Origin of the sequence: Vibrio splendidus (assembly GCF_002873455.1) — a bacterium.
Taxonomy (GTDB): Bacteria; Pseudomonadota; Gammaproteobacteria; order Enterobacterales; family Vibrionaceae; genus Vibrio; species Vibrio splendidus_J.
The window spans coordinates 240614-261755 of sequence record NZ_MCUN01000001.1 but is presented as its reverse complement, the minus strand read 5'-3'; the positions used below and the strand labels follow the sequence as shown (position 1 = coordinate 261755).

At 43.0% G+C, this 21142-nt stretch carries 18 protein-coding genes; 5 read left to right on the top strand and 13 right to left on the bottom strand.

What is annotated here, in order from left to right:
• Position 1: 1 nt before the first annotated feature.
• Positions 2-1072, top strand: a complete 1071-nt coding sequence (locus BCU75_RS01110) for a 3-deoxy-7-phosphoheptulonate synthase (protein ID WP_076678970.1) — start codon at positions 2-4, stop codon at positions 1070-1072.
• A gap of 46 nt (positions 1073-1118) precedes the next feature.
• Here BCU75_RS01110 and BCU75_RS01105 read toward each other — a convergent pair whose 3' ends face one another.
• Positions 1119-1904, bottom strand: coding sequence for a 2,3-dihydro-2,3-dihydroxybenzoate dehydrogenase (locus tag BCU75_RS01105; protein ID WP_102466277.1), 786 nt, complete (start codon positions 1902-1904; stop codon positions 1119-1121).
• Positions 1905-2175: 271 nt separating this feature from the next.
• On the opposite strand from BCU75_RS01105, the gene BCU75_RS01100 reads away from it, so the two are divergent.
• Both BCU75_RS01100 and BCU75_RS01095 read left to right on the top strand, forming a co-directional pair.
• Positions 2176-3357, top strand: a complete 1182-nt coding sequence (locus tag BCU75_RS01100) for an isochorismate synthase (RefSeq protein WP_102472703.1) — start codon at positions 2176-2178, stop codon at positions 3355-3357.
• A gap of 11 nt (positions 3358-3368) precedes the next feature.
• A complete protein-coding gene (locus BCU75_RS01095; RefSeq protein WP_102466276.1) occupies positions 3369-4988 on the top strand; it encodes a (2,3-dihydroxybenzoyl)adenylate synthase in 1620 nt (539 codons plus the stop codon).
• 66 nt (positions 4989-5054) lie between these two features.
• On the opposite strand, the gene BCU75_RS01090 is transcribed toward BCU75_RS01095, so the two are convergent.
• The 4 genes from BCU75_RS01090 to BCU75_RS01075 form a co-directional block, all read right to left on the bottom strand.
• Positions 5055-5870: a siderophore-interacting protein gene (locus BCU75_RS01090; protein WP_102472702.1), complete on the bottom strand. Its 816-nt coding sequence runs from the start codon at positions 5868-5870 to the stop codon at positions 5055-5057.
• 52 nt (positions 5871-5922) lie between these two features.
• On the bottom strand, positions 5923-6816 hold the full coding sequence (locus tag BCU75_RS01085) for an isochorismatase family protein (RefSeq protein ID WP_102472701.1): 894 nt from the start codon (positions 6814-6816) through the stop codon (positions 5923-5925).
• A 154-nt stretch (positions 6817-6970) separates the two neighbouring features.
• Positions 6971-7312: an isochorismate lyase gene (locus tag BCU75_RS01080; RefSeq protein WP_102472772.1), complete on the bottom strand. Its 342-nt coding sequence runs from the start codon at positions 7310-7312 to the stop codon at positions 6971-6973.
• Between the two features lie 168 nt (positions 7313-7480).
• Positions 7481-9136, bottom strand: a complete 1656-nt coding sequence (locus tag BCU75_RS01075) for a (2,3-dihydroxybenzoyl)adenylate synthase (RefSeq protein ID WP_102472700.1) — start codon at positions 9134-9136, stop codon at positions 7481-7483.
• A 211-nt stretch (positions 9137-9347) separates the two neighbouring features.
• Here BCU75_RS01075 and BCU75_RS01070 point away from each other — a divergent pair, with 211 nt between their 5' ends.
• Positions 9348-9590 carry a phosphopantetheine-binding protein gene (locus tag BCU75_RS01070; RefSeq protein WP_241904462.1) on the top strand — a complete coding sequence of 81 codons (243 nt, stop codon included), beginning with the start codon at positions 9348-9350 and terminating at the stop codon, positions 9588-9590.
• A 100-nt stretch (positions 9591-9690) separates the two neighbouring features.
• Here BCU75_RS01070 and BCU75_RS01065 read toward each other — a convergent pair whose 3' ends face one another.
• The 3 genes from BCU75_RS01065 to BCU75_RS01055 form a co-directional block, all read right to left on the bottom strand.
• Complete coding sequence (locus BCU75_RS01065) at positions 9691-11751, bottom strand: TonB-dependent receptor (protein ID WP_102472699.1); 2061 nt, start codon at positions 11749-11751, stop codon at positions 9691-9693.
• Between the two features lie 458 nt (positions 11752-12209).
• Positions 12210-13481 carry a condensation domain-containing protein gene (locus BCU75_RS01060; protein WP_102472698.1) on the bottom strand — a complete coding sequence of 424 codons (1272 nt, stop codon included), beginning with the start codon at positions 13479-13481 and terminating at the stop codon, positions 12210-12212.
• 68 nt (positions 13482-13549) lie between these two features.
• A complete protein-coding gene (locus BCU75_RS01055; RefSeq protein ID WP_076678979.1) occupies positions 13550-14326 on the bottom strand; it encodes an alpha/beta fold hydrolase in 777 nt (258 codons plus the stop codon).
• 133 nt (positions 14327-14459) lie between these two features.
• On the opposite strand from BCU75_RS01055, the gene BCU75_RS01050 reads away from it, so the two are divergent.
• The gene (locus BCU75_RS01050) at positions 14460-15662 is read left to right on the top strand and encodes an MFS transporter (RefSeq protein WP_102472697.1); all 1203 of its coding nucleotides are present in this window, start codon (positions 14460-14462) and stop codon (positions 15660-15662) included.
• Positions 15663-15948: 286 nt separating this feature from the next.
• Here BCU75_RS01050 and nadA read toward each other — a convergent pair whose 3' ends face one another.
• From nadA to tolA, 5 genes are all read right to left on the bottom strand, one after another.
• Positions 15949-17010, bottom strand: a complete 1062-nt coding sequence (gene nadA / locus BCU75_RS01045) for a quinolinate synthase NadA (protein ID WP_102472696.1) — start codon at positions 17008-17010, stop codon at positions 15949-15951.
• Between the two features lie 210 nt (positions 17011-17220).
• Positions 17221-18009, bottom strand: coding sequence for a tol-pal system protein YbgF (gene ybgF, locus BCU75_RS01040; RefSeq protein WP_076678982.1), 789 nt, complete (start codon positions 18007-18009; stop codon positions 17221-17223).
• 33 nt (positions 18010-18042) lie between these two features.
• A complete protein-coding gene (gene pal / locus BCU75_RS01035) occupies positions 18043-18585 on the bottom strand; it encodes a peptidoglycan-associated lipoprotein Pal (protein ID WP_076678983.1) in 543 nt (180 codons plus the stop codon).
• A 111-nt stretch (positions 18586-18696) separates the two neighbouring features.
• Positions 18697-20049 carry a Tol-Pal system beta propeller repeat protein TolB gene (gene tolB, locus BCU75_RS01030; protein WP_102472695.1) on the bottom strand — a complete coding sequence of 451 codons (1353 nt, stop codon included), beginning with the start codon at positions 20047-20049 and terminating at the stop codon, positions 18697-18699.
• Positions 20050-20061: 12 nt separating this feature from the next.
• Positions 20062-21129 (bottom strand): cell envelope integrity protein TolA, encoded by a 1068-nt coding sequence (gene tolA / locus BCU75_RS01025; protein ID WP_102472694.1) that lies wholly within the window; start codon positions 21127-21129, stop codon positions 20062-20064.
• Positions 21130-21142 lie beyond the last annotated feature (13 nt).

Sequence of the window (21142 nt, the reverse complement as noted above, 5' to 3'; positions counted from 1 at the left end):
GATGCAAGAATTAGAGAAGCAACTTAATTCAACCACGATAGAGCCACTGCCGAGTGTGATTGATGTAACGAGTGAAATCACTCTAGACGAAAAAAGTGAACGATTTATCCGTGATAAAAGATTCGAAATCACAGAAATTTTAAATGGGAAAGATAACCGTCTGCTCGTTATCATTGGACCTTGCTCCATCCACGACCCAGAGGCTGCTTTAGAGTATGCTCGTAAGTTGGCCGAACTACAGAACAAATATCGTAACCAGCTCTTGATCGTCATGCGAACCTATTTTGAAAAACCACGAACCCGCGTCGGTTGGAAAGGGCTCATTGTCGATCCCGATTTAGACAATAGCCATAAGATGAGCAAGGGGCTGTTTGTCGCAAGAAAATTCTTAAAAGATGTTGTTGATCTAAAGCTTGCAACGGCAACCGAGTTTTTAGACACCACCGTGTACCCATATGTATCTGATTTAATTTGTTGGGGCGCTATTGGAGCAAGAACCACTGAGTCTCAAACACACAGACAAATGGCTTCAGGTATCCCGTGCCCTATTGGGTTTAAGAATGGAACGGATGGCAATGTAACGATCGCGATTGACGCAATTCACGCCGCGAAATCTCCTCACCTAGTTTATGTCTCTGGTTTTGGTAATACACCCATGTCTGCAATGACACATGGCAACCCTAACGGACATATCATTTTACGTGGCGGAAAACAGCCAAACTATACTAACGTACACGTCTGTGATGTAACAAAACAATTAGAATTAAACGGCCTTAACCCCCGAATCATCATTGATTGTAGTCATGGGAACAGTCTGAAAATTGCCAAAAATCAACTCAATGTAGCCCGAAACATTGCAGAGCAAATCATTTCAGGAGAGCAGTACATCGCCGGCGTTATGTCTGAAAGCTTCTTAGTCGGAGGGGCGCAAAATATTGATGCGACGCCACTAATCAGAGGTCAATCCATCACTGATGAATGTCTAAACTGGGCAGATACCGTTGCAATTCTCGATGTCTTTGCAAATGCAATGGTAGAGGCAACTCATAAGAAATTATCGACGGTCGCTTAACCTAAAATTTTATATGGCGCATGCGCGCCATATAACTCTATGATGTCTAGTTATCGAGCGTTGCACCACCATCAATTCGCAAGTCATGCATAGTGATATGATTAGCTGCATTAGACATCAGAAACAATATCGATTGAGCAATATCTTTGGGTTCAGCAATCTTGTTGAGCGGAATGCCTAGACGAAACTGCGTTGCATCACCAGCAATGACCTGCTCCTCACCATAATTCTCATTCCAAAGTTGCAATTGCATTTCTGTACGTGTAGACCCTGGGCTCACAATATTGCAACGAATCCCCAAAGGCGCGAGTTCAATACCAATGGATTTTACAAACATGTGTAACGCCGACTTAGATGCTGCATAAGCCCCCATATTTGCTCTAGGAGTATTAGCAGCATTCGAACCGACAACAACCATATTCCCCTTCCCCCGAGCTTTCATACACTTAGATACCGCCTGCATTGTGGCTAGAGCACCAAACGAATTGACCATAAATGTGTTTTCTATCTGCTCGAATGACATATCACATAGCGCACCTAAATGAAGAATACCAGCACAACTCACTAAGTGGTCAAACTCACCGTACTCTGCTACCCAATGATAAATACTCTGTTTTACTAACTCAGGTTTTGACAGATCCAACGGTTCAACCCAGAGCTGATCTGGATACTTTCTCGCTAGAGATTCAGATTTAGTCGCGAGGAGTTGGCTATCAATATCCGTAGCGAGCACCTTAGCTCCCGAGTCCAACAAACTCTCTAACGTGCTAAAACCAATACCTTTTGCAGCACCCGTTAATAACACTAATTGTCCTTCAAGAAATCTTTCCATATACCTAAACAACCGAATAATAAACGATCAAAATTGCGACTTTTGTATACATTTACATAAAACAAAAATCGAAGAATGTGAGCAGCCTTCAATAATGATGAATTATATTAAATAGAAATCATTATCATTAGCATTTAAATAAATGTAAATGTAATCTTACTGACCAAAATAAGCAACCCGATGAAGTGCATGACAAATGAGTTCCTTTAAGAACATCAATGTAAGTAATTGCACATCGTCATAACGATCTATACATAAAGAGGGACCTGTTATGAAACGTGAAGTCATTGGCTATTCAAAAATGGCAAGTGTTCTGCTAGATAGAGAGCTATTGTCATCTCCATTTTTCTTCGCTTCTCCCAGTAATACGATGATGGGTAAAGGTATTGAAAATGAGTTCCACCAGCCTATTGCATTTTCAGAGCTAGCCGAGAAGGCGAACGAAATGCTCCAGGCGGCTAAAAAATCAGAAGCCGATAATCCAGTGTTATTTGGTGTCGTCCCATTTAACGAAGAAAACCCAACTAAATTTATTATCCCAGAGCAATTATTCATCTCTAGTAGTACAAGATCCTTACACTCAAATCCGCTTTCTTCTGCCGATGCGCACGTCATCTCTTCCCCAACCGGTAACCATTATAAGCAAGGGGTATCCGACCTTCTTGACATGTTTGCCAACACAGAGCTTTCTAAAGTGGTTCTTTCTCGGGCTATTGAAGTAGAAACAGACGCTGATATTCAGCAGCAAACTTTGCTTCGTAATCTGTTATCAATCAACTCGAAAGGCTATACGTTCGCAGCGAATATTAATGACAACCAAAAGCTAATGGGGGCGAGTCCAGAACTCCTTGTTGCAAAAAAAGGCAGTTATCTCACCTCTAACCCACTCGCAGGATCGCGCCCACGCTCTGAACTGGACGAACAGAATAAAAGCTCTACAAATTCATTGCTCAATACCAACAAAGATCTGCACGAACATGGCCTGGTTGTAGAAGAAGTTGAGCGTGTGATGAGCAAGTATTGCCACAACCTGTACACACCTATGATTCCATCAGTCATAGAAACAAAAACTATGCTTCATCTCTCCACGGTACTAGAGGGTCAAGTCAATAACCCTCAAACTAATGTGTTGGAAGTCGCTGCTGAATTACACCCTACCCCTGCAGTTTGCGGTTACCCGCGACAGAAAGCGTATGAAGCTATCCGAAAATTGGAGCAATTCGACCGAGGGTATTTTACCGGTATGGTTGGTTGGTGTGATTCAAGAGGTAATGGGGAGTGGGTAGTGACGATCCGTTGTGCTGAAGTACAAAAACGACAAATGAAAGTTTTTGCTGGAGCAGGTATTGTTGATGAATCACATCCACAAAGCGAACTGGATGAAACTGGTGCCAAAATGAACACCATCTTAACGGCAGCAGGTATCCAACTTAAAGATATGTTGACGGCATAGGTAGACTCATAATGTCGAATGAACATATGGATTATACAGATTGGCCAACACCCCAAGCTTCTTTGTATAGAGAGCTAGGTTATTGGCAAGACAGAACTCTTTTCGATCATTTTCAGCACTCAGTTAAGCGGTGTGGTAACAACATGGCTCTGATCTGTGGTGAGCGTCAATTTAGCTATTTACAAGCCGCAGAGAGAGTGTCTCAAATGGCTTCAGGTTTTCAGTCTTTAGGGTTAATGAAAGGCGACAATGTCGTATTACAAATGACAAACGTAGCCGAATTCTATTTCTGCTACTTTGCCTTGTTACAGAAAGGTATTCGACCCGTTTTAGCTCTTCCCGCTCATCGCTTCTCGGAAGTATCTTATTTTTGCCAACACGCCAAAGCCAAAGCTTACATTGTAGATGGGAAACATACTGGCTTTAATTACCAAGCCTTAGCTAAGCAAGTGTTAGATGAAAGTAATGAATTAGAACATATCATCGTTCGCTGTGATGCTACGGACTTGGCAGACCCAAGGTTCACATCGCTTGATGATGTCACGGGACAACCCGACGATAAGCAAGAAGCAAAAGCATCTGAACTGGCATTTTTCCAATTGTCAGGTGGAACAACCGGTACTCCAAAACTGATACCTCGAACCCACAATGACTATGCTTATAGCGTGATTGGCAGTAACACTATCTGTAAGTTTACTGAAAACACTCGCTACTTATGTGCGCTGCCGGTTGCACATAATTTCCCATTAAGTTCACCGGGAGCTTTAGGGGTCTTTTTCGCTGGAGGTACGGTTGTTCTTACGCATGACCCTACCCCAAAATCAGCGTTTAAACTAATTGAAGAGCATAAAATTACCGTTTCGGGCTTAGTTCCCCCACTAGCACTGCTGTGGATGGAGCAGGCTCAATCCACTACTCATGATCTTTCAAGCTTAAAGTTAGTTCAAGTCGGTGGCGCTAAGTTTAGCCAAACGGCGGCTACAGACCTACCAAACAAGTTAGGTTGTCAGCTTCAACAAGTCTTTGGTATGGCTGAAGGGCTAGTGAACTACACTAGATTAGATGATCCTATGGAAGTTATTGTCTCTACCCAAGGACGCCCTATTTCACAACATGATCGGATTAAAATCGTGAATGAAGAGGGGGAGTCAGTATCCTGCGGAGAGGAAGGTTTTCTTCTCACTCAAGGTCCTTACACCATTCGCGGCTATTACCAAGCAAAAGAACACAACCATCTTTCATTCGACCAGCAAGGGTTTTATCACACTGGTGACATAGTTAAACAGACTAAGGACGGTAATATCATTGTAACAGGGCGAGATAAAGACCAGATTAACCGAGGGGGGGAAAAGATTGCAGCAGAAGAGGTCGAAAACCACCTAATTCGACACGATGGGGTTCATGATGCCGCTCTCATCGCGATACCTGACGACTACTTAGGAGAACGAAGTTGCGCTGTAATCGTTAAAGTCGAAGGGGCAGACATAAATCCCTTCAAACTAAAATATTTCCTACGTGATTGTGGCGTAGCTGATTACAAAATCCCAGATTTAATCAAATTTGTCGATTCATTGCCCAAGACACCTGTCGGCAAAGTGAATAAGAAACGCCTTCGAGAGGCGTATGCTTAAGCACCCAGAAGGTACTAACAAAAACCGATCTCATGAGATCGGTTTTTGTTTTCTAGAACAGCCAGGCTAGTACTCTTCATCCATAACTTCATGGCGTTCATCATGGTATGCTTCTTCATCCTTACCTCGTTTCCAGTAAGGAATCGCATACATATCTTTTCTAGACAGTTTGTACTCTTGTTTAAGCGCTTTACGACACGCAATCACGCTTTCATTTTCACCCGCAATGAAAGCCGAAAGCGAGTGAGAGCCATTAGGTGCAATTAAGTCGGAAATAGCTTTGCTCAATAGATATTGATCACTCTTTTCGTCTCTTATTAGCCACTTCAAAACCAGACCTTGCGGATGCTTCATATCATGTTTATCTGCAGCATCCTCTATCTCGATAAATACATAGCCTTGAGTGTCAGAGGGAAGGCTCTCCAAAATAGCACTAATGGCTGGTACTGCTGTTAGGTCTCCCGCAATAATATGCCAATCTGCAGGTTCAATTAATGGCTCAGGCCCAGCAGGGCCTACAAGGCCAATTTGGAAACCTTGTTCTGCTTTAATCGCCCACCCACCGCCGGGAGAATCGGTTCCGTGGATAACGAAATCGATATCAAGCTCATTCACATCGGCTCGATACTTTCTGACGGTATAGGCTCGAGGCTCGGGTTTATGCTCAGGCCAAATCACAGTTTCACCTTCTCGATAAGGTAACTGCAATATCCCGCTCTCCCTATTAGGAAAAAACACTTTTATGTGTGTACCATTTTGATCTTCAGGGAACCCTTTTAAAGAGTCGCCCGTAACAGTCACTCGCAGTAGATGCTTTGAGATCTTCTCCTTACGAACAAAGTCCAACAACATCGGATGTAAACGCACTGGTTGATCGCTCATCAATTTACCTCTTAAGAAATTCTATAAATAATTGGCGCTAACTTGCGAGCAGTTATGCTGGTACTTCTTCTGCGTGGTTTTTCAGTGTCGCTTCGATTGCTTGCCACCACTCTTGCAATGAAACCGCTTCAATGAGCTGAGCGAATGAGATATTTGCGCCCTGCTTATTCCACTTCTCTACAAGTGTCATCGCTCGCATCGAATCTAGCCCCATGAAGATTAGATTTTCATTCACATCAATCTCTTCATAAGAAACACCTAATGTTTCGGCCACGTCAGACTGCAAAACATTGAGGCTAAGAATACTCTCTTCATTTGGGTTGATTTCCGCTATAGCTTTATCGAGTGTTTTAATGCTTCCCGTTCGGCCTGATATGTAATTGAGAGTGTGGATATGGTCTTCACGCGAAAAATCCGCGATCGCATCACCGATAATAAAGGGCTGAACATCCAACATGAATGCATCCAAAGCAGTCGATAAAATGCCAATGTGACCGTAAATACCAGAGATGATCAGCTGAGTTTTTTGATTGTCTTTCATATAATCAAGTAATGGGGTTTTCTTAAATGCACTGTAACGCCATTTAACATACTCAATATCATCGCTTTCTGGAGCGAGCGTTGATACGACAGGAGTATGATCGCCGTTTAGCCCTGGCCCCCAAAAGTCAGTTAACAAGGCTCTATCTTTTGGGTCTTGATTCGCGGGTTGTGCGGTATACACAACCGGGATTCCCGCTTGTTTCGCTACGTGTTTTAATTGCTGAATGTTCGTTAAAATGTCCGCCATAGGTGACGAATCAGCCTCATAGTAGCTCACAAAATACTCTTGCATGTCGTGAATTAAAAGTACGGCTTTACTAGGTTCGATCGTCCAGTTCGTTCTGTTGTTTGGAAACTCATGGTGTTCCGGCAAGTCGTAACTCGCTATTTTCGGTATAGTCATTTGTAATTGTCCTTAATACTCTAATCAGCACTGACGCTCTCTTCTGTCATCTGATCAATTAAATCTTTGGCGCTTAGTAATCAAAGTGGTGCTCCAACATGAACATGTGTAACCCTCTAATACATACTCAACGGATAAGTTCAAAACACTCTTATCACATTGCCGTATTTTCGGGTTCTTCTGCTGAAAGCCCCCTTTCGGTACGCCAATGTTTAATTTGCTGATTAATGTACCAATGAGTGATACTGGAGAATAACGTTTCGACATACTCACTACTCATCCCGGCCTCTTCTGCCCATTTTTTTCGGTCTTCTAGCATTTCAGCGACACGCTCTGGTGCCGGAATACTCTGCTCACTGGGCTTAAATTGTGCGGCGGCTTTGACATACCCTAACCGCTTAGAAAGAATATGAACGATCTCCTTATCAAGGGTATCTATTCCGATTCGTATATCATTGAGACTTTCGCAAACTTCTGGCTTCTTTATAGATGACACGTTGATTTCCTTTAGTCTTTGTTCCCTGTAATGACCCATTGAAGAGTGTAATAATAGAAGCACCTTTCTCAGGCTCGACGACAAGTCATCCTTCTAAAGCACTCTCGATTCAATCAATAGGACGTTGTTTATCGACAATATAGAGCTACGGTAAGCAGCTCGCGTTAGTTAAACTGGCGTATTAACCCAAGGTTCACCGCTTGGACCTAGCACTCGCTTTTTATCAATTTTACCTACCGCTGTTTTGGGTAGATTAGAGACAATGAGCAATTCGTCTGGCTGTTTGAAAGAAGCCATCCCTTGGTCTTTTAGGAAGGTGCGTAGCTCTTGCAAATTTGGGGAAAGCCCCCTTTTCACGACAGCGACTCCGATCCTTTCGCCTAAATGTTTATCAGGCACCGCAACCACGGCGACCTGTGCAACATTAGGATGCATAAGTAAATGCTCTTCAATTTCATCGGTAGCAATACACTCACCGGCTCGGTTTACTACGTCCTTAATTCTGCCAGTCACAACGATATATCCCTTATCATCAACAATGGCTCGATCCCCACTTCGGTAGAAACCATCTTGAGTAAATGAGCGTTGGTTGTGTTCCTCTGCGCGATAATATCCTCTTAAGGTGTAGGGACCGCGAGTGAGTAGTTCGCCTTCTTCACCCATTGGAACAGTGTTCCCCTCAGCATTGACTATGCGAACCTCATCCCAGCTACTTACAGGTCGACCTTGTTTCGTCGCAACCAAGGCTTCATCATCCCCTAACCGAGTACAGGCGATCAGGCCTTCTGCCATACCAAAAACTTGTTGGAGTGCGCCGGGAAAGGTTTTTTGTACATCAAGAGCATCAGAATAGGCTAGCTTCGAACCACCGACTTGCATCAGCCTTAGGCTAGATGTATTCGCACTTTCCCATTCTTTAGCCGCATTCCATAGCTGCGCAAGCGCAGGAACCAAAGCTGTCGCCGTCACTTTATTTTTCTCGATAACATCAAAGCAGTAATCAGGGCTGGGGTTGGAACTGAAAATAACACTTCCTCCAACATCAAGCGCTCCTAATAAACCGGGACAACCCAAAGTAAAATTATGCGCGGCAGGTAACACTGCGAGGTATACCTCCTCGGACGACAACTCACTTGCTGCTGCACAACTTTGGATGTTGAGACGATAATCGTTATGACTTCTAGGAATGAGCTTAGGCAGTCCCGTAGTTCCACCGGAGACTAAGAATAGAGCAGGATGATTTGGGTTCGGCCGTTCAGGAACAAACTGGTCATTATTACCCAGAGGTAAAGACGGATACTTCCCAGAGTCTCCCACGATATAGATATGGTTTAATGAGAGGGACTCTTCCGACAGTGAGTCTGCTATGTGTAGCGCTCTTCCATCGTTTTCTAAGTTAGAACCGAAGTAGGCCCTTGCGCCAGATACTTTCATGAAATGGCGGATTTCAACAATACCATGTGCCGGCAGTGCCAATACCGGAATCAAGCCAGCTCTTTGTAAAGCAAAAAACACTTTTGCGAAATAAATGCTGTTAGACACCTGAAATACGACCCGGTCTCCAGCTTTTAACCCGACCTCTTTTAAACCCGCGGCTATTCTGTCTGCTTCAGACAATAGCTCTTCATAAGTAAGGCTACCCATCGGATCGGCTAATGCGGGTTTAGTTGGATGCAGATCAACCCCTTCACTCAAAATTGCCCATAAAGGTGTGTTTAACCATAAGTTGTTCTGTTCAAACTTCTCAGATTGACGAGCTGGTTGATCAACAAAGCCATATAACAAGCCATCTTGACAAAGCTTCTCCTTGAGCACAGTTTCCATGTCATTCCTTATTGTATGTTGAAGTGCTAAGAGCAACGCTTGGAAGTATTAAGATATCCAAATCGATTCAGCACAATTGACGCCTATCAATACACTCAAATGCTAATAATAATCATTTGTATGTAACAATCAAGTGGTGATATGGTGTATAGCGAATTTGAGTGAAATATTGGAAGTAGAAGATAAACTTCCGAAAGAAAAGGAAATTATTTTGTCTAAGCAAGAAGCAAATATTGATCTGGTAGAGATAATCAGTCAGGTATTAAGTGTTCCAGTCGAAGCGGTAAAGCCGGACGTTAACCTCATCGAACTCGGTTTGGATTCAATCAGTATGATGCGCCTAACAGGCCAACTAAGAAATGCAGGGATAAACATTAGCTTTGCCCAATTAATGGCGACGCCAACACTAGAATCTTGGCAAACGATTATGGCTTCTACTGAAGCTTGTGCCTAAGTTAAGGTTCTGACTTCTAGTACCTTAAACATTTCGACAACCGTTTTTAGATCATTAAACGCCTTGCTTTGAGCAAGGCGTTTTTATTATATCTAACCGATTAGAAGTACAATTCTACTGAACCACCAATTTGGCGAGGTGCTTGCTTCGTAATGTCGTCGCCACCAAAATTGAAGGTTTCTTTCTGAGAATCAAACAAGTTTGTAGCGAATAAAGACATACGTCCATTACTAAATACGTAGGCAATTTGTGCATTCGCAACCCAGTAAGCATCAATGCTTTGATTCGCTGAGTTTTCAACGTCACTGAAGTAATCTCCAGTATAATTCGCATTACCACTCAACTCGAAATTCTCAGCAAACATGTATAAAGCACCGAAGCTTGCAGTCAATGAAGGAGCACGAGCGAGCTCTTTTGAGTCATTAGCATGATCTTTGTAGCTTGTTTTTAACAAACCAAGAGAAGCTAATAGCTCTAGGTTAGATGTTGTTAACCAACGGCTTCCTAGCTCTGCACCATAAGTATATGCCCCATCAACATTATCAACTTTCACATCACCTTGCGATGAAGTCTCCAATACTTGGAAATTATCATAGTCGTTATAGAAGACATTAGTGGTTAACTCAAGTTCATTGTCTAGCAGACTATGGCGAGTGAAGAATTCATAATTCCAAACGTATTCGTCTTCATACGTATATGAAGAAAATGCCCACGTTTGATTATTAAAACCAACGCCTCCACCTCCAGAGTTAAAGCCTTTAGCAGCTCGTATACCCACGGTTTGATTTGATTCTGGCTTATAGGCAACTTCAAGCTTAGGAAGGAATACATTTGATGTTTCATCATAATCTAAGCCGAAAGGACCTGGGGCAACATAACGTTTCTTGTCTTCGCGCTCGAATCGCCCTGCCGCTACGACTTCAATGCTCGGCATCACCAAGTACGTCACTTCAGCGAATGCCGACATAGAACGATTTTTGCCTTCCATTGGCGTAGATGAACCAGTCTGTTCAAATACGTCGTCATCTTCAGATTTAAAGTAACGTAAACCAAACAAACCCGACACATCTTCGCTGAGCGAATTAAATCGAACCAAAGGCTCTATTTGGAACTCTTTACCCTTGGATTTGACATCCTGCTTTCTTCCTGCTGGATCGGTAATTCGATCATACGTACGATCGGTATAAATCAAATTGTTTTCAAACACTAACGTATCGGAGATGTCATAAGATACATCCCAAATGCCGCTTGTTGATTGAGTTTCGTAGATAGCTCTATTAGAAAGGGATTGCTGAGATTCTGATTGAGGTCCGCGGGTATCCATGTGAGCGACCGCTAAAGTGGTTTTGAACCCCGGGAAACCTACTGGCTCGTATAAAAACTTACCACGAGCTGTCGTCATCTCAATGCGATTAGGGTCGCCAACAGGTTCATAAGCGGTAAGGTCTGCATAACTACTGCGTTTTTGTTGATCAACACTCAATCTGAAGGCCAGTTGATCTTCTAGTATTGGCGCTGAGATAACCGCAGCGGTTTGAGAATAGTCTTGCTGACCAATAGCCGCTTTTACTTTGCTCTCAAAGTCATAAGTCGGGTCATTAGATTTTAAAACGATAGCACCCGCAGACGCATTTCGGCCCTGAACGTAGCTTTGTGGTCCAAGGTAAATTTCCGCTTGCTGCATATCCCACAAAGAGCGAGGGCCAAATGCAACTTCAGAATAGCTGAGCGATCGTCCATCAACTGATAAGTTCAACCTTGGTACAGATCCACCAAAAGCAGCTAACCCGCCAATAGAAGGTCCAGAACCATCAACACCACGAACAGAAGGTAGGTTATTACCCTGACCTGAATCTACAATGTTTGGTGTTAGCTGTAACAAGTCATCGACCTCAGATACGCCAGGAGTACTCGCGATACGATCTTCATCATACACATGCACGCTTGAGCCCGTATCATAAATCGAACGTTCTATTTTTTCGCCATACACGGTGACTTCAAAAATAGTTTTGTCTTCGCTAGCGGTAATTTCATTATTATTGTTTGTCGCTGCAAAAGATTGACTACCTACACAAAGTCCCATGATGATTGCAGATAAAGTGCGTAGCTTGAATCTGCTATTTCCTAGCTCATTCACTGCCGCGGGGCGTAATGCTGCCATTTAAAATTCTCCTTGATTAAGCATTAACTTTAGGTGGACTCATGTAACGGCATTTATAAGGAGAACGAGGGAAGACATTCAAAAGGTTGAAAATGCAACAACTCAAAACGAGTATAAGCTGTACTTCCTTAGCTCCTTATCGATCACTGCTTTTAATACATGAGCCAAAATTCCGACTAAAAATCGTCACATTGGACAAGCCCTGAAATCACTCAACGAATAAGCTGAAAAATGATTATCCTTTCAATGACCTGACGAATTTTCAACCGTACTTTATCGGTTGCATATTTAAATGTAAAGCATTCTCATTTTAATATTGATAGTAATTATCATTATAATTACCCTCTTGAGCCGAGAGTTCTGATTTTTGATGGTTAGGACAGCTCATGAGTGCCCTATTCATGAAGGGGGATTGAGACAGAATTTGAAAAATAAGACAGAGTTAAGCTTATGCAAAGTTAATCTAAGACAGATTTAAGAGCTTTAGAGAGATACTTTAGTAAATGATTGGCATGCTGAGTTAGTTCATGCTGTTCAAAGAGGCGGCTTTCTGCCTCTATCTTTAAAAACATGTTTTGTGCTTGCCTTGAGCTACGAAAGGTCACGTTAAAACCGTCCGCAATTCCACCAGCAATAATTCGACGTCTCGTGGAACACCCGTGAAATTCTGTAGGCTCAAAGGGCAAAATATTAATAAATGGTGAAAGAAAATAATGTCCCTCTGATGTGCATTTGTTCTCTACTCGATACCGCCCATGGCAATAATTCCCCCTAAGGTCTTTTACTGCCCTTTTAAGATAGGCTCCCACTGACTCATCATCGTTAATCTCCCCTATATAAGGGATAGTATTGACCATTAATGAAGGTAGGTTTGCACAAGGGTTACCCATTCTATTCATAAACGGTAACCACACTGGCAAAGGAAAAGACGCTTGTTCGTTCGGGCTCCAATGCTTATAAAGATACGCAGTACAAAGCAAGGTGAGAATGTCACTCCAACCAATCATTAATTGCTTGGATACAGTAATAAGGGAACCACCAATCGACTCAGGAACCTCCTTCTCACAATAGACGGTATCAGAGACCGAAATATCATCCTGACTAATTTTCAAATTGGCTAAGTCGAGATAATTATTCCAATAAGATCGGTCAACATCAAAACGTTTACTTTGTAAGTAATCAGTATTTTCTTTGAGGTAAACATCAAACGTCTTAAAGCGGTGAGTTGGCTCAGTGTTATTCACTAGCCACAGATAGAGCTCCGAACAACGTTGTTCAATTAAACTCATACTGTAACCATCGACCGCAATATGATGAGTTCTCAGATACCAAAGCACCTTCTGTGATCCAGCAACATAGAGCTGTGATTTTGTAATCACATCATTCTCTAAATCAATAGCCTTTTCTACGTCAGAACGTAAACATGTATTTACTTGTTCTTGTACGTCTTCTTCACCGCGTAGATCGATGACCTCCACTGTAGGTTTTCCGTCAAAACAAACCGTTTGAACTGGATAGTGCTGATTTTCCAATCGTCGAAACCGAAGACACAAAGCTTCCGCTTCTGAAATAGTTTGATTAATGGCATCGGCTAATTTTTTGAGGTCAATAGAGCCTGAAATTTCCAAACAATGGGCTACTGTCGATAAAGGCCTATCTGGATGTTGAACGAATTCGTCCCAATATGCCTCCTGCGCATTAGTCAGCGGATACCAATCTTGGCTAGTCATTATTCATTTACCCAATAGATTAAATTATTCGTTAGCCGCACGCATCTGCTTAAAGAGCGAAGTGCGTTCTACTTATTATTGCCATGTTGCGACAGAAAGCGCTTGATCATTGAACCTACAATGTCAGGGGCTTCTTGATGTGACGCATGTGTTGTCTGTGGAATATTGGCAAAACAACTGCCAGAAATTTTGCCTTTTAAAGCCACAGCCTCATCAAGAGAAAATATAAAATCGTTATCCCCTCTAATAATCAATGTTGGACAACGAATCTGTGCCACTAAATCACAAGGGTAACCTGATGCCGTCTTATCAAACCAAGCCTCTTTAACCGCATCGACCAGCTTAGGAAAATCTGGTTTCGGATTCGTAGCTTCGTACAAAGAAACGTCGTCAGAGAACCTGTTGCGCCAAAAATCTGGAGTTAAACTGGATAATAGTTTCATAGATGGATCATCAATATTCACCTGCCATTGTGAACCGAGAGTCACCAAACAAGAAACCCTACCCGGTTCTTGAGCGGCCAAGCGGTAACCTACAATACCGCCATCACTGAAACCAAATATCGAATATTGCTCAATTCCTAAAGCGCCTAGTACGGAATGAGCATCTTGTTGATACTGGCTGTAACTGAGTCGTAAATACCCTAACTCCGACTTACCATGTCCACGTAAATCGAGACTTATTAATTGATAGTTGTCGAGTAAGTATTTATGTAACGGCTCTAATTCATGGATTGATCCGAGGCCACCATGAAGCATCAACAGCGGTTCCCCTCTAAGATTACCCGATATTTCGTAATATATAGTTGAGCCATTGACGTTTATATAATTACTTGCATTTATCATTTTTCTTCCACTTCAAACTCTTTCAATTAATTTAACTGATAATGAGAATCTTTTCCATTAATGCTTTTATTGAATTTATATCAGTTGTATATTTGATGTCCCGTGCATTGTAGCCAAACTAAAAAGCCACTTTATGAGTACTATTAAACAGTTATTTGTATTAAACGCTGTCTGTATGACAGCAATGATGTCGATCATTCCAGTGATCGGTCCGATTATTCGCGAAGTTAGTTTAATGGAATGGCATGGTGGCTTGGTGGTCGCTATGTCGGGGATAGCTTGGCTTCTTAGCGCAAAAAAATGGGGAGATGCCAGTGATAAAAAGGGACGAAAACCTGTATTACTGATCGCTACTTTAGGCTATGCGTGTTCGTTTATTCTCATGACGATATGGCTAGACCTATCCCTGAATACAACCTTTCATTCACTCATCATACTCATAGGAATGATCGTTGCACGCACATTAGTAGGTTTCTTTTTAGCCGCTATCACTCCTATTAGCAGTGCGCTATTAGCAGATATTACCACGCCCAAAGAACGACAAAGTGCCATGGCAAGTATTGGTGCGGCTAGTGCCATAGGGCTCGTTGCAGGGCCAGCTTTAGGTGGAGTGTTATCTCAATACTCTCTGACACTCCCTTTATACGTATTGTCAGTATTCCCATTCATAACTTGGGTTATTATCAAGCTCCGCTTACCAGACACACCGAGAAACCATGAGCCTCTCGAGAACACCCTCAGCTTTTTTGACCAACGGCTTCGTTTCCCAAGCCTCGCTATGTTCACTTGTATGTTTTCGGTTATAACAGCTCAAATCATCATTGGTTTTTTAATACTCGATCGCATCCGAGAGACATCGGAGCAAGCAGCTCAACTGTCTGGTATCGTTTTGACTATCACTGGAATCACACTAGGCATCACACAAGGTTTCTTAGCCAAACTGAAAAACAACGTATTACTAAAAAGTTTCATGATGGGTCCAATTGCGGCATGTGCCGGCCTCTGTATTGTGTCAGTAGCACACTCTGCTCAGGCTCTTATTACAGGCTATATGTTCATGGCAATAGGATTAGGACTCTTGTTCCCTGCTATACAAGCTATTACCGCCAATTCAGTGGGAATGAACGAACAAGGTGCTGCTGCTGGTACAATTTCGGCTATCCAAGGGCTATCTTCCATTGCGGGGCCGATCACCGCGACGCTACTTTACCAATACAACCAAAGCCTCCCATATTGGTTTGCCGCCTCGCTGATGGCCGGGCTGTTTCTGTTCGTACTCATGAATCAATCTAAATTCAATTCCCAATTTGAACACATTGATACAGAAATAGCGTAGGAAAAATGCTTGAGAACAAGGCAGCTATTTTCTACAGGAAGTTTCGATAAGTAGTTATTCTACGATTCTAACGGCGTCATCAAGTGTTTCAACAAGCTAAAATGAGCAGTTATTTACTACGATTGGTAGTATCTAGTGCAAACAGCAACAGCTAATGAGATTATATTAAAGCTAGTATTCAGGTACAAAAAAACCAGCACTATCGGCTGGTTTTTCTCTTGATGGTAAAAGCAAAACAGTGATTAAGCTGGACTGCTTATATCATCACGACAACTAGGCAACTAAATTAAGCGTTGCCTTTAACCTGTAGGTTAAGTTGTTCAGCGAAATCTAGCATGCGGTTCAGTGGGATAAGAGACTTAACGCGCAGTTCTTCAGAAACGAAGATCTCGTGTTGCTTACCACCATGTTCAAGTGCATTTTCAATCGCTTCAAGGCCGTTCATTGCCATCCAAGGACAGTGTGCGCAGCTGCGACAAGTTGCACCAGCACCCGCAGTCGGCGCTTCAATCAGCTCTTTTTCAGGAACCAGTTGCTGCATCTTAAAGAAGATACCTTTGTCGGTCGCGACAATCATCTGTGGATGAGGAAGCTCTTTCGCTTTCTTGATCAGTTGGCTTGTTGAACCCACAGCATCAGCCAGCTCAACCACGCTTGCTGGTGATTCTGGGTGAACCAAAATAGCGGCTTCTGGATATACCGATTTCATTTTCTTCAGAGCATCAGCTGAGAACTCATCATGAACGATACACTCACCTTGCCAAAGCAACATGTCAGCGCCGGTTTGATTTGCAATGTAAGAACCGAGGTGGCGGTCTGGCCCCCAAATAATGGGTTTGCCTTCAGCATCTAAGCTTTCAACAATTTCTAAAGCGATACTCGACGTAACTACCCAATCTGCACGAGCTTTAACAGCCGCAGAGGTGTTCGCGTATACAACCACTGTGTGGTCAGGGTGAGCATCACAAAATTCTGCAAATTTGTCAGCCGGACAACCAAGATCAAGTGAACATTCAGCTTCAAGCGTTGGCATCAAAATACGTTTTTCAGGAGTAAGAATCTTTGCAGATTCGCCCATAAAACGAACACCAGCGATGATCAAAGTGCTTGCTGAATGGCGGTTACCGAACTTAGCCATTTCTAAAGAATCGCCAACGAAACCACCAGTTTCTTCAGCCAGAGCCTGAATTTCAGGATCCGTGTAGTAATGTGCAATTAGAACTGCATCTTTTTCTTGAAGTAGTTTTTTGATGTTCGCGATGTGGGCCTGTTTCTGAGCGTCGCTCAATGGAACTGGCTTAGGCGGAAACGGGTAAACTGTATCGATTTTATCTAGTATATGACTCATTGCTCTTGCTCTACGCAACTTCTTCCGAGGATTAGAGTATTCTACACAGGACAGCGATTGGGATCAAAAAGGATTGGTTGCAAGCGGTGACTAGCTAATGCTTAAAACGTATAAACAAGGTGATGCATTGGCATCAAAAAGCAGACAAGTAAATACTAAACGGAAGTGATCAGGTATAAAAAAGAGGTACCTAAGTACCCCTATTTTGTTTTACAAGTGGGTTTTAGCCACTTTAGCCGAAGCACTGTTTGGATGCTCGGTAACGACTTGTTGGTAATATTTCTTAGCCTGCGTCGCATTGTTGTTGCGTGCAGCTATGTCACCAAGCTTAACCAGTGCATCTGCTCGCTTATTTGAATCTTTGTATGACACAACAGCGGCAAAGCTCTTCACGGCTTCTTTATCTTGCTTTTTAGCAAAATAAAGCTGACCTAACCAGTAATGTGAGTTAGGTGTGAAGGTTGAATCTGGGAAGTCTTTTTGAAACTTTTGAAATGCTGCTATAGCACCCGTGTAGTCTCGTTGCTTTAGAATCATATCTACAGCATTTTGATAAGCGGTTTGCTCATCCACATCAGTACTGAACGTACCAGAAGCGTCTTTAGAGCCTTCGCTCGCCGCCACTGCTACCGTTGCTGTTCCTGCTGCTTTCACCTCGCCTCTCACACGATCCAGTTCAATGAACAGTTCGCGTTGGCGCTCTAGCATTTGCTTCATATCGTAGCTGTTTCGTTCCAGCTCACCACGAAGTTCACTGATCTCCAGTGCCATGTCGTCGATTTGCTGTTGCATCTGAAGCTGAACGAGATTTCGATTTTGAAGCAGGCGCTCTAAACGCTCAATATCTGATTCGTTAGATGCAGACGCTGCTCGAGAGGAAGATGATGAATTGGTTGCGGTGCTATTGAGATCGGATACTGGAGCTGGTGCAGCGAACGTTGTGTTCGCTGCACTTGCCAGTAACGAAAGCAAAATGACTCGCTTTGTGTTACTGAACATGAGGCAATTCCTCAATTATATAGCCTACTAAAATTAGTAAACTAGTACTGCGCGACGGTTTTTAGCGTACACATCTTCAGATTGACCTAGAAGAAGTGGCTTCTCTTCACCGTAGCTTACGATAGAGATTTGGTCTGCTTGAACACCTAGAGCTTGTAGGTATTTCGCTACAGCTTGTGCACGACGCTCGCCAAGTGCGATGTTGTACTCAGGAGTACCGCGTTCGTCAGCGTGACCTTCGATAGTAACGTTCATGTCAACGTTGTTGCTTAGGTAAGCTGCGTGAGCTGCTAGAATTTCTTCGTAGTCGCCAGCGATAGTAGAGTTATCGAATGCAAAGTAGATTGTTTGAGTTTCGCGTAGCGCTTGCTCTTTAAGCTCTTGCTCAGACAGTTGACCGTTAGCGTCAATTGGCGTTACAACAGTTGTGTCTACGTTGCCTTCTGAACCTGAAGTTGTTTGGTTGCTTTCAGTACCAGATGTTGCAGATGTCGCTTCATCAGTTGAGCTACATGCCGTTACTGCCATCACTGGTAGTGCAATCATCAAGCCTTTAAGAACTTTGTTAAGTTGCATCTTTTTTTCCTTACGTTATCAAACTTAGTTTCTACAGCGACTAAGTGCTATAGATAGTTAATTGCCACAATAGTTAACACTATCAATAGCTAAAAGAATGTATCACTTTGACTAGAGGAACGGTGACCATGCAGGCGCTCTTACACGTCCGTTAGTTGCCGGTAATCTAGCTTTGAAACGGCCATCGATAGAAACCATCGATAATACGTTTGTTTTGTTGTAAATAGAGCTATAGATAACCATACCTCCATTCGGTGCAATACTTGGAGATTCATCTAACAGTGTTTTTGTTAGCACCTGAACTGCACCGGTTTCCAAATCTTGCTTAGCCAAGTTAAAGCCTGAGTTACTACGATTCACCATGATAAGGAATCGACCATCAGGGGTGATCTGGCCACCTAAGTTTTGGCTACCTTGCCAAGTAATACGAGAAGTCGAATTATTGGACAAATTTACATTATAAATCTGAGGTTTACCACCACGATCCGATGTGAAAATAAGAGACTTGCCATCTGGGTGCCAAAACGGTTCAGTATTATTAGAACGACCGCGGGTAATTTGAGTCAGCTTACGGCTAGCAAGGTCAAGTGTGTACACTTGAAGGCTGCCTGTTTTCGACAATACCAATGCCAATGTCTTACCGTCTGGAGAGAATCTTGGCGCGCCATTGTGGCGAGGGTATGACGTCACCTTCTCACGTTCACCGGTGTAAATATTCATAATGAATATTTCAGCTTGGCCATTTTGGAAGCTTACATAAGCAAGTTTCTTACCATCTGGAGACCATGCTGGTGACATAAGAGGCTGCTTAGAACGAAGTACTAAACGCTCATTGAAACCATCATAATCAGCAACACGAAGTTGGTATGGGTATTTATCTTTGTCGTTCACTACCACGTAAGAAATACGAGTCAAAAACGCGCCTTTCTCACCAGTCAGTTCTTCATACACTAAATCTGAGATGCGGTGAGCGTACTCTCTCAAGCGTTTGCCCGGAACCGTCGCTTTCTTATTGAACAAAACGTGGTCTTTAGAAAGTACCAGTTGGCCTTCATCGCTGAGCGCTCTGCTTTGCCCTTTGGTTAACTGACCACGAACAATGTCGATCAATTGGTAGTTAACCACATACTGCCCTTCGGCGTTCTTAGTGATGCTACCAGTTAGCAGTGAATCAACGCCTAAGTCAGTCCAAGCATCAAAGTCGACCTCTGCTTCGCTGTAAGGCGTTTGAGGCATTTTGCTTGTTGCAACTGGGCTGAATTTCCCACTACGTTGTAGGTCAGAAGCAATAACCGCTGATACATCGTGTGGCAAAGGTCCTGCACCTTCCCAACGAAAAGGTACAATAGCGATCGGTCTTGCGGAGTTAATACCATCTGTAATAACCAGCTCCAGCGCTGCATGTGCAAACTGGCTGCTTGTAGCTATTAAGAAAACAAAACTCAGTAATAGTTTCTTTAACACAAGTTCGTCCTTTTACTCTGGTGATACAGTTAAGTTAATGTCTTTCAATGATTTCACAATATCTGGATCTTTCGGCAGTGGGTAAGATTGTACTTGTGCCACCGCACGCTTCGTTGCTGCACATAAACGGCTATCACCATCTAAGATACTCAAGCTACCCAAAATAGCATTTGAGCCTGTTGGAATAAGCTTTAGGTTTACTCGACATGAGCGTCCTCTATAGCTGTCTTCTAACAACAAATTCTGCTGAATCAGTTGAGTATAAATAGCGCCGTAACGCTGTGCTTCATCACTAATAAATTGTTGTTTAGCCGAAGAGTTTTGAGTCGTCTCAGTTTCGAGCCCAGCAAAGATATCGTTCAATGCCGCCTCTTGTTGTTTACGCTCTTTTTCGGCTCTTGCTGCAGCTTCTTTTGCTTTACGGGCCTTTTCCGCTGCTGCTGCCGCTTCTTTCTCTTTCGCTATACGCTGCTTTTCAGCACGTTCAGCGGCTTCTTTTTCTTTGCGGGCTTTATCTGCAGCCTCTTTCGCAGCTTTTTCTTTTGCCACGCGCTCTTGTTCAGCTTTAGCTATCGCCGCTTCTTTTGCTTTGCGTTCACTTTCCGCTTTCACAACCGCTGCCTCTTTCAATTTACGATCAGCTTCTGCTTTAGCGGCTTTCTTTTGTTCTTGCTTTAAACGAGCCTCTTCAACTTTACGTTGTTTTTCATTTTCAACTCGACGCTTTTCTGCTTCGCGAGCCGCTTTCGATTCTTTAGCTTGCTTTTCTTTCAGCTTTCGAATGTTTTCTTCTTCAGCTTTACGATTTTTTTCAAGTCGTTCGCTTTCACGTCTTAGTTTGTCTAGACGCTCTTGCTCTTTCTTGCTCGCCGCTTCTCTTTGCTGGCGAATCTGCTGAGCTTGTTGGCGAACCAACTGAGGATCAATCACCACGGCTTGAACCATCTGCCCAGTAGGCTTTGGTTCCGACATCGTGAAATCCGCCCCCCAAATAAGCGCAACGAATAAAATGACGTGCAGCCCAAGTGAAATAAAAAGCGGTGATCTGAAATTATTGGATTTTTTATTATTCGCTTTCATGAATGCTACGGAG

What these genes read in the sequence shown, in the direction of transcription:
- BCU75_RS01110 (WP_076678970.1), top strand. Translation starts at nt 2, where the DNA reads ATGCAAGAATTAGAGAAGCAACTTAATTCAACCACGATAGAGCCACTG.
- BCU75_RS01105 (WP_102466277.1), bottom strand. Translation starts at nt 1,904, where the DNA reads ATGGAAAGATTTCTTGAAGGACAATTAGTGTTATTAACGGGTGCTGCA.
- BCU75_RS01100 (WP_102472703.1), top strand. Translation starts at nt 2,176, where the DNA reads ATGAAACGTGAAGTCATTGGCTATTCAAAAATGGCAAGTGTTCTGCTA.
- BCU75_RS01095 (WP_102466276.1), top strand. Translation starts at nt 3,369, where the DNA reads ATGTCGAATGAACATATGGATTATACAGATTGGCCAACACCCCAAGCT.
- BCU75_RS01090 (WP_102472702.1), bottom strand. Translation starts at nt 5,870, where the DNA reads ATGAGCGATCAACCAGTGCGTTTACATCCGATGTTGTTGGACTTTGTT.
- BCU75_RS01085 (WP_102472701.1), bottom strand. Translation starts at nt 6,816, where the DNA reads ATGACTATACCGAAAATAGCGAGTTACGACTTGCCGGAACACCATGAG.
- BCU75_RS01075 (WP_102472700.1), bottom strand. Translation starts at nt 9,136, where the DNA reads ATGGAAACTGTGCTCAAGGAGAAGCTTTGTCAAGATGGCTTGTTATAT.
- BCU75_RS01065 (WP_102472699.1), bottom strand. Translation starts at nt 11,751, where the DNA reads ATGGCAGCATTACGCCCCGCGGCAGTGAATGAGCTAGGAAATAGCAGA.
- BCU75_RS01060 (WP_102472698.1), bottom strand. Translation starts at nt 13,481, where the DNA reads ATGACTAGCCAAGATTGGTATCCGCTGACTAATGCGCAGGAGGCATAT.
- BCU75_RS01055 (WP_076678979.1), bottom strand. Translation starts at nt 14,326, where the DNA reads ATGATAAATGCAAGTAATTATATAAACGTCAATGGCTCAACTATATAT.
- BCU75_RS01050 (WP_102472697.1), top strand. Translation starts at nt 14,460, where the DNA reads ATGAGTACTATTAAACAGTTATTTGTATTAAACGCTGTCTGTATGACA.
- nadA (WP_102472696.1), bottom strand. Translation starts at nt 17,010, where the DNA reads ATGAGTCATATACTAGATAAAATCGATACAGTTTACCCGTTTCCGCCT.
- ybgF (WP_076678982.1), bottom strand. Translation starts at nt 18,009, where the DNA reads ATGTTCAGTAACACAAAGCGAGTCATTTTGCTTTCGTTACTGGCAAGT.
- pal (WP_076678983.1), bottom strand. Translation starts at nt 18,585, where the DNA reads ATGCAACTTAACAAAGTTCTTAAAGGCTTGATGATTGCACTACCAGTG.
- tolA (WP_102472694.1), bottom strand. Translation starts at nt 21,129, where the DNA reads ATGAAAGCGAATAATAAAAAATCCAATAATTTCAGATCACCGCTTTTT.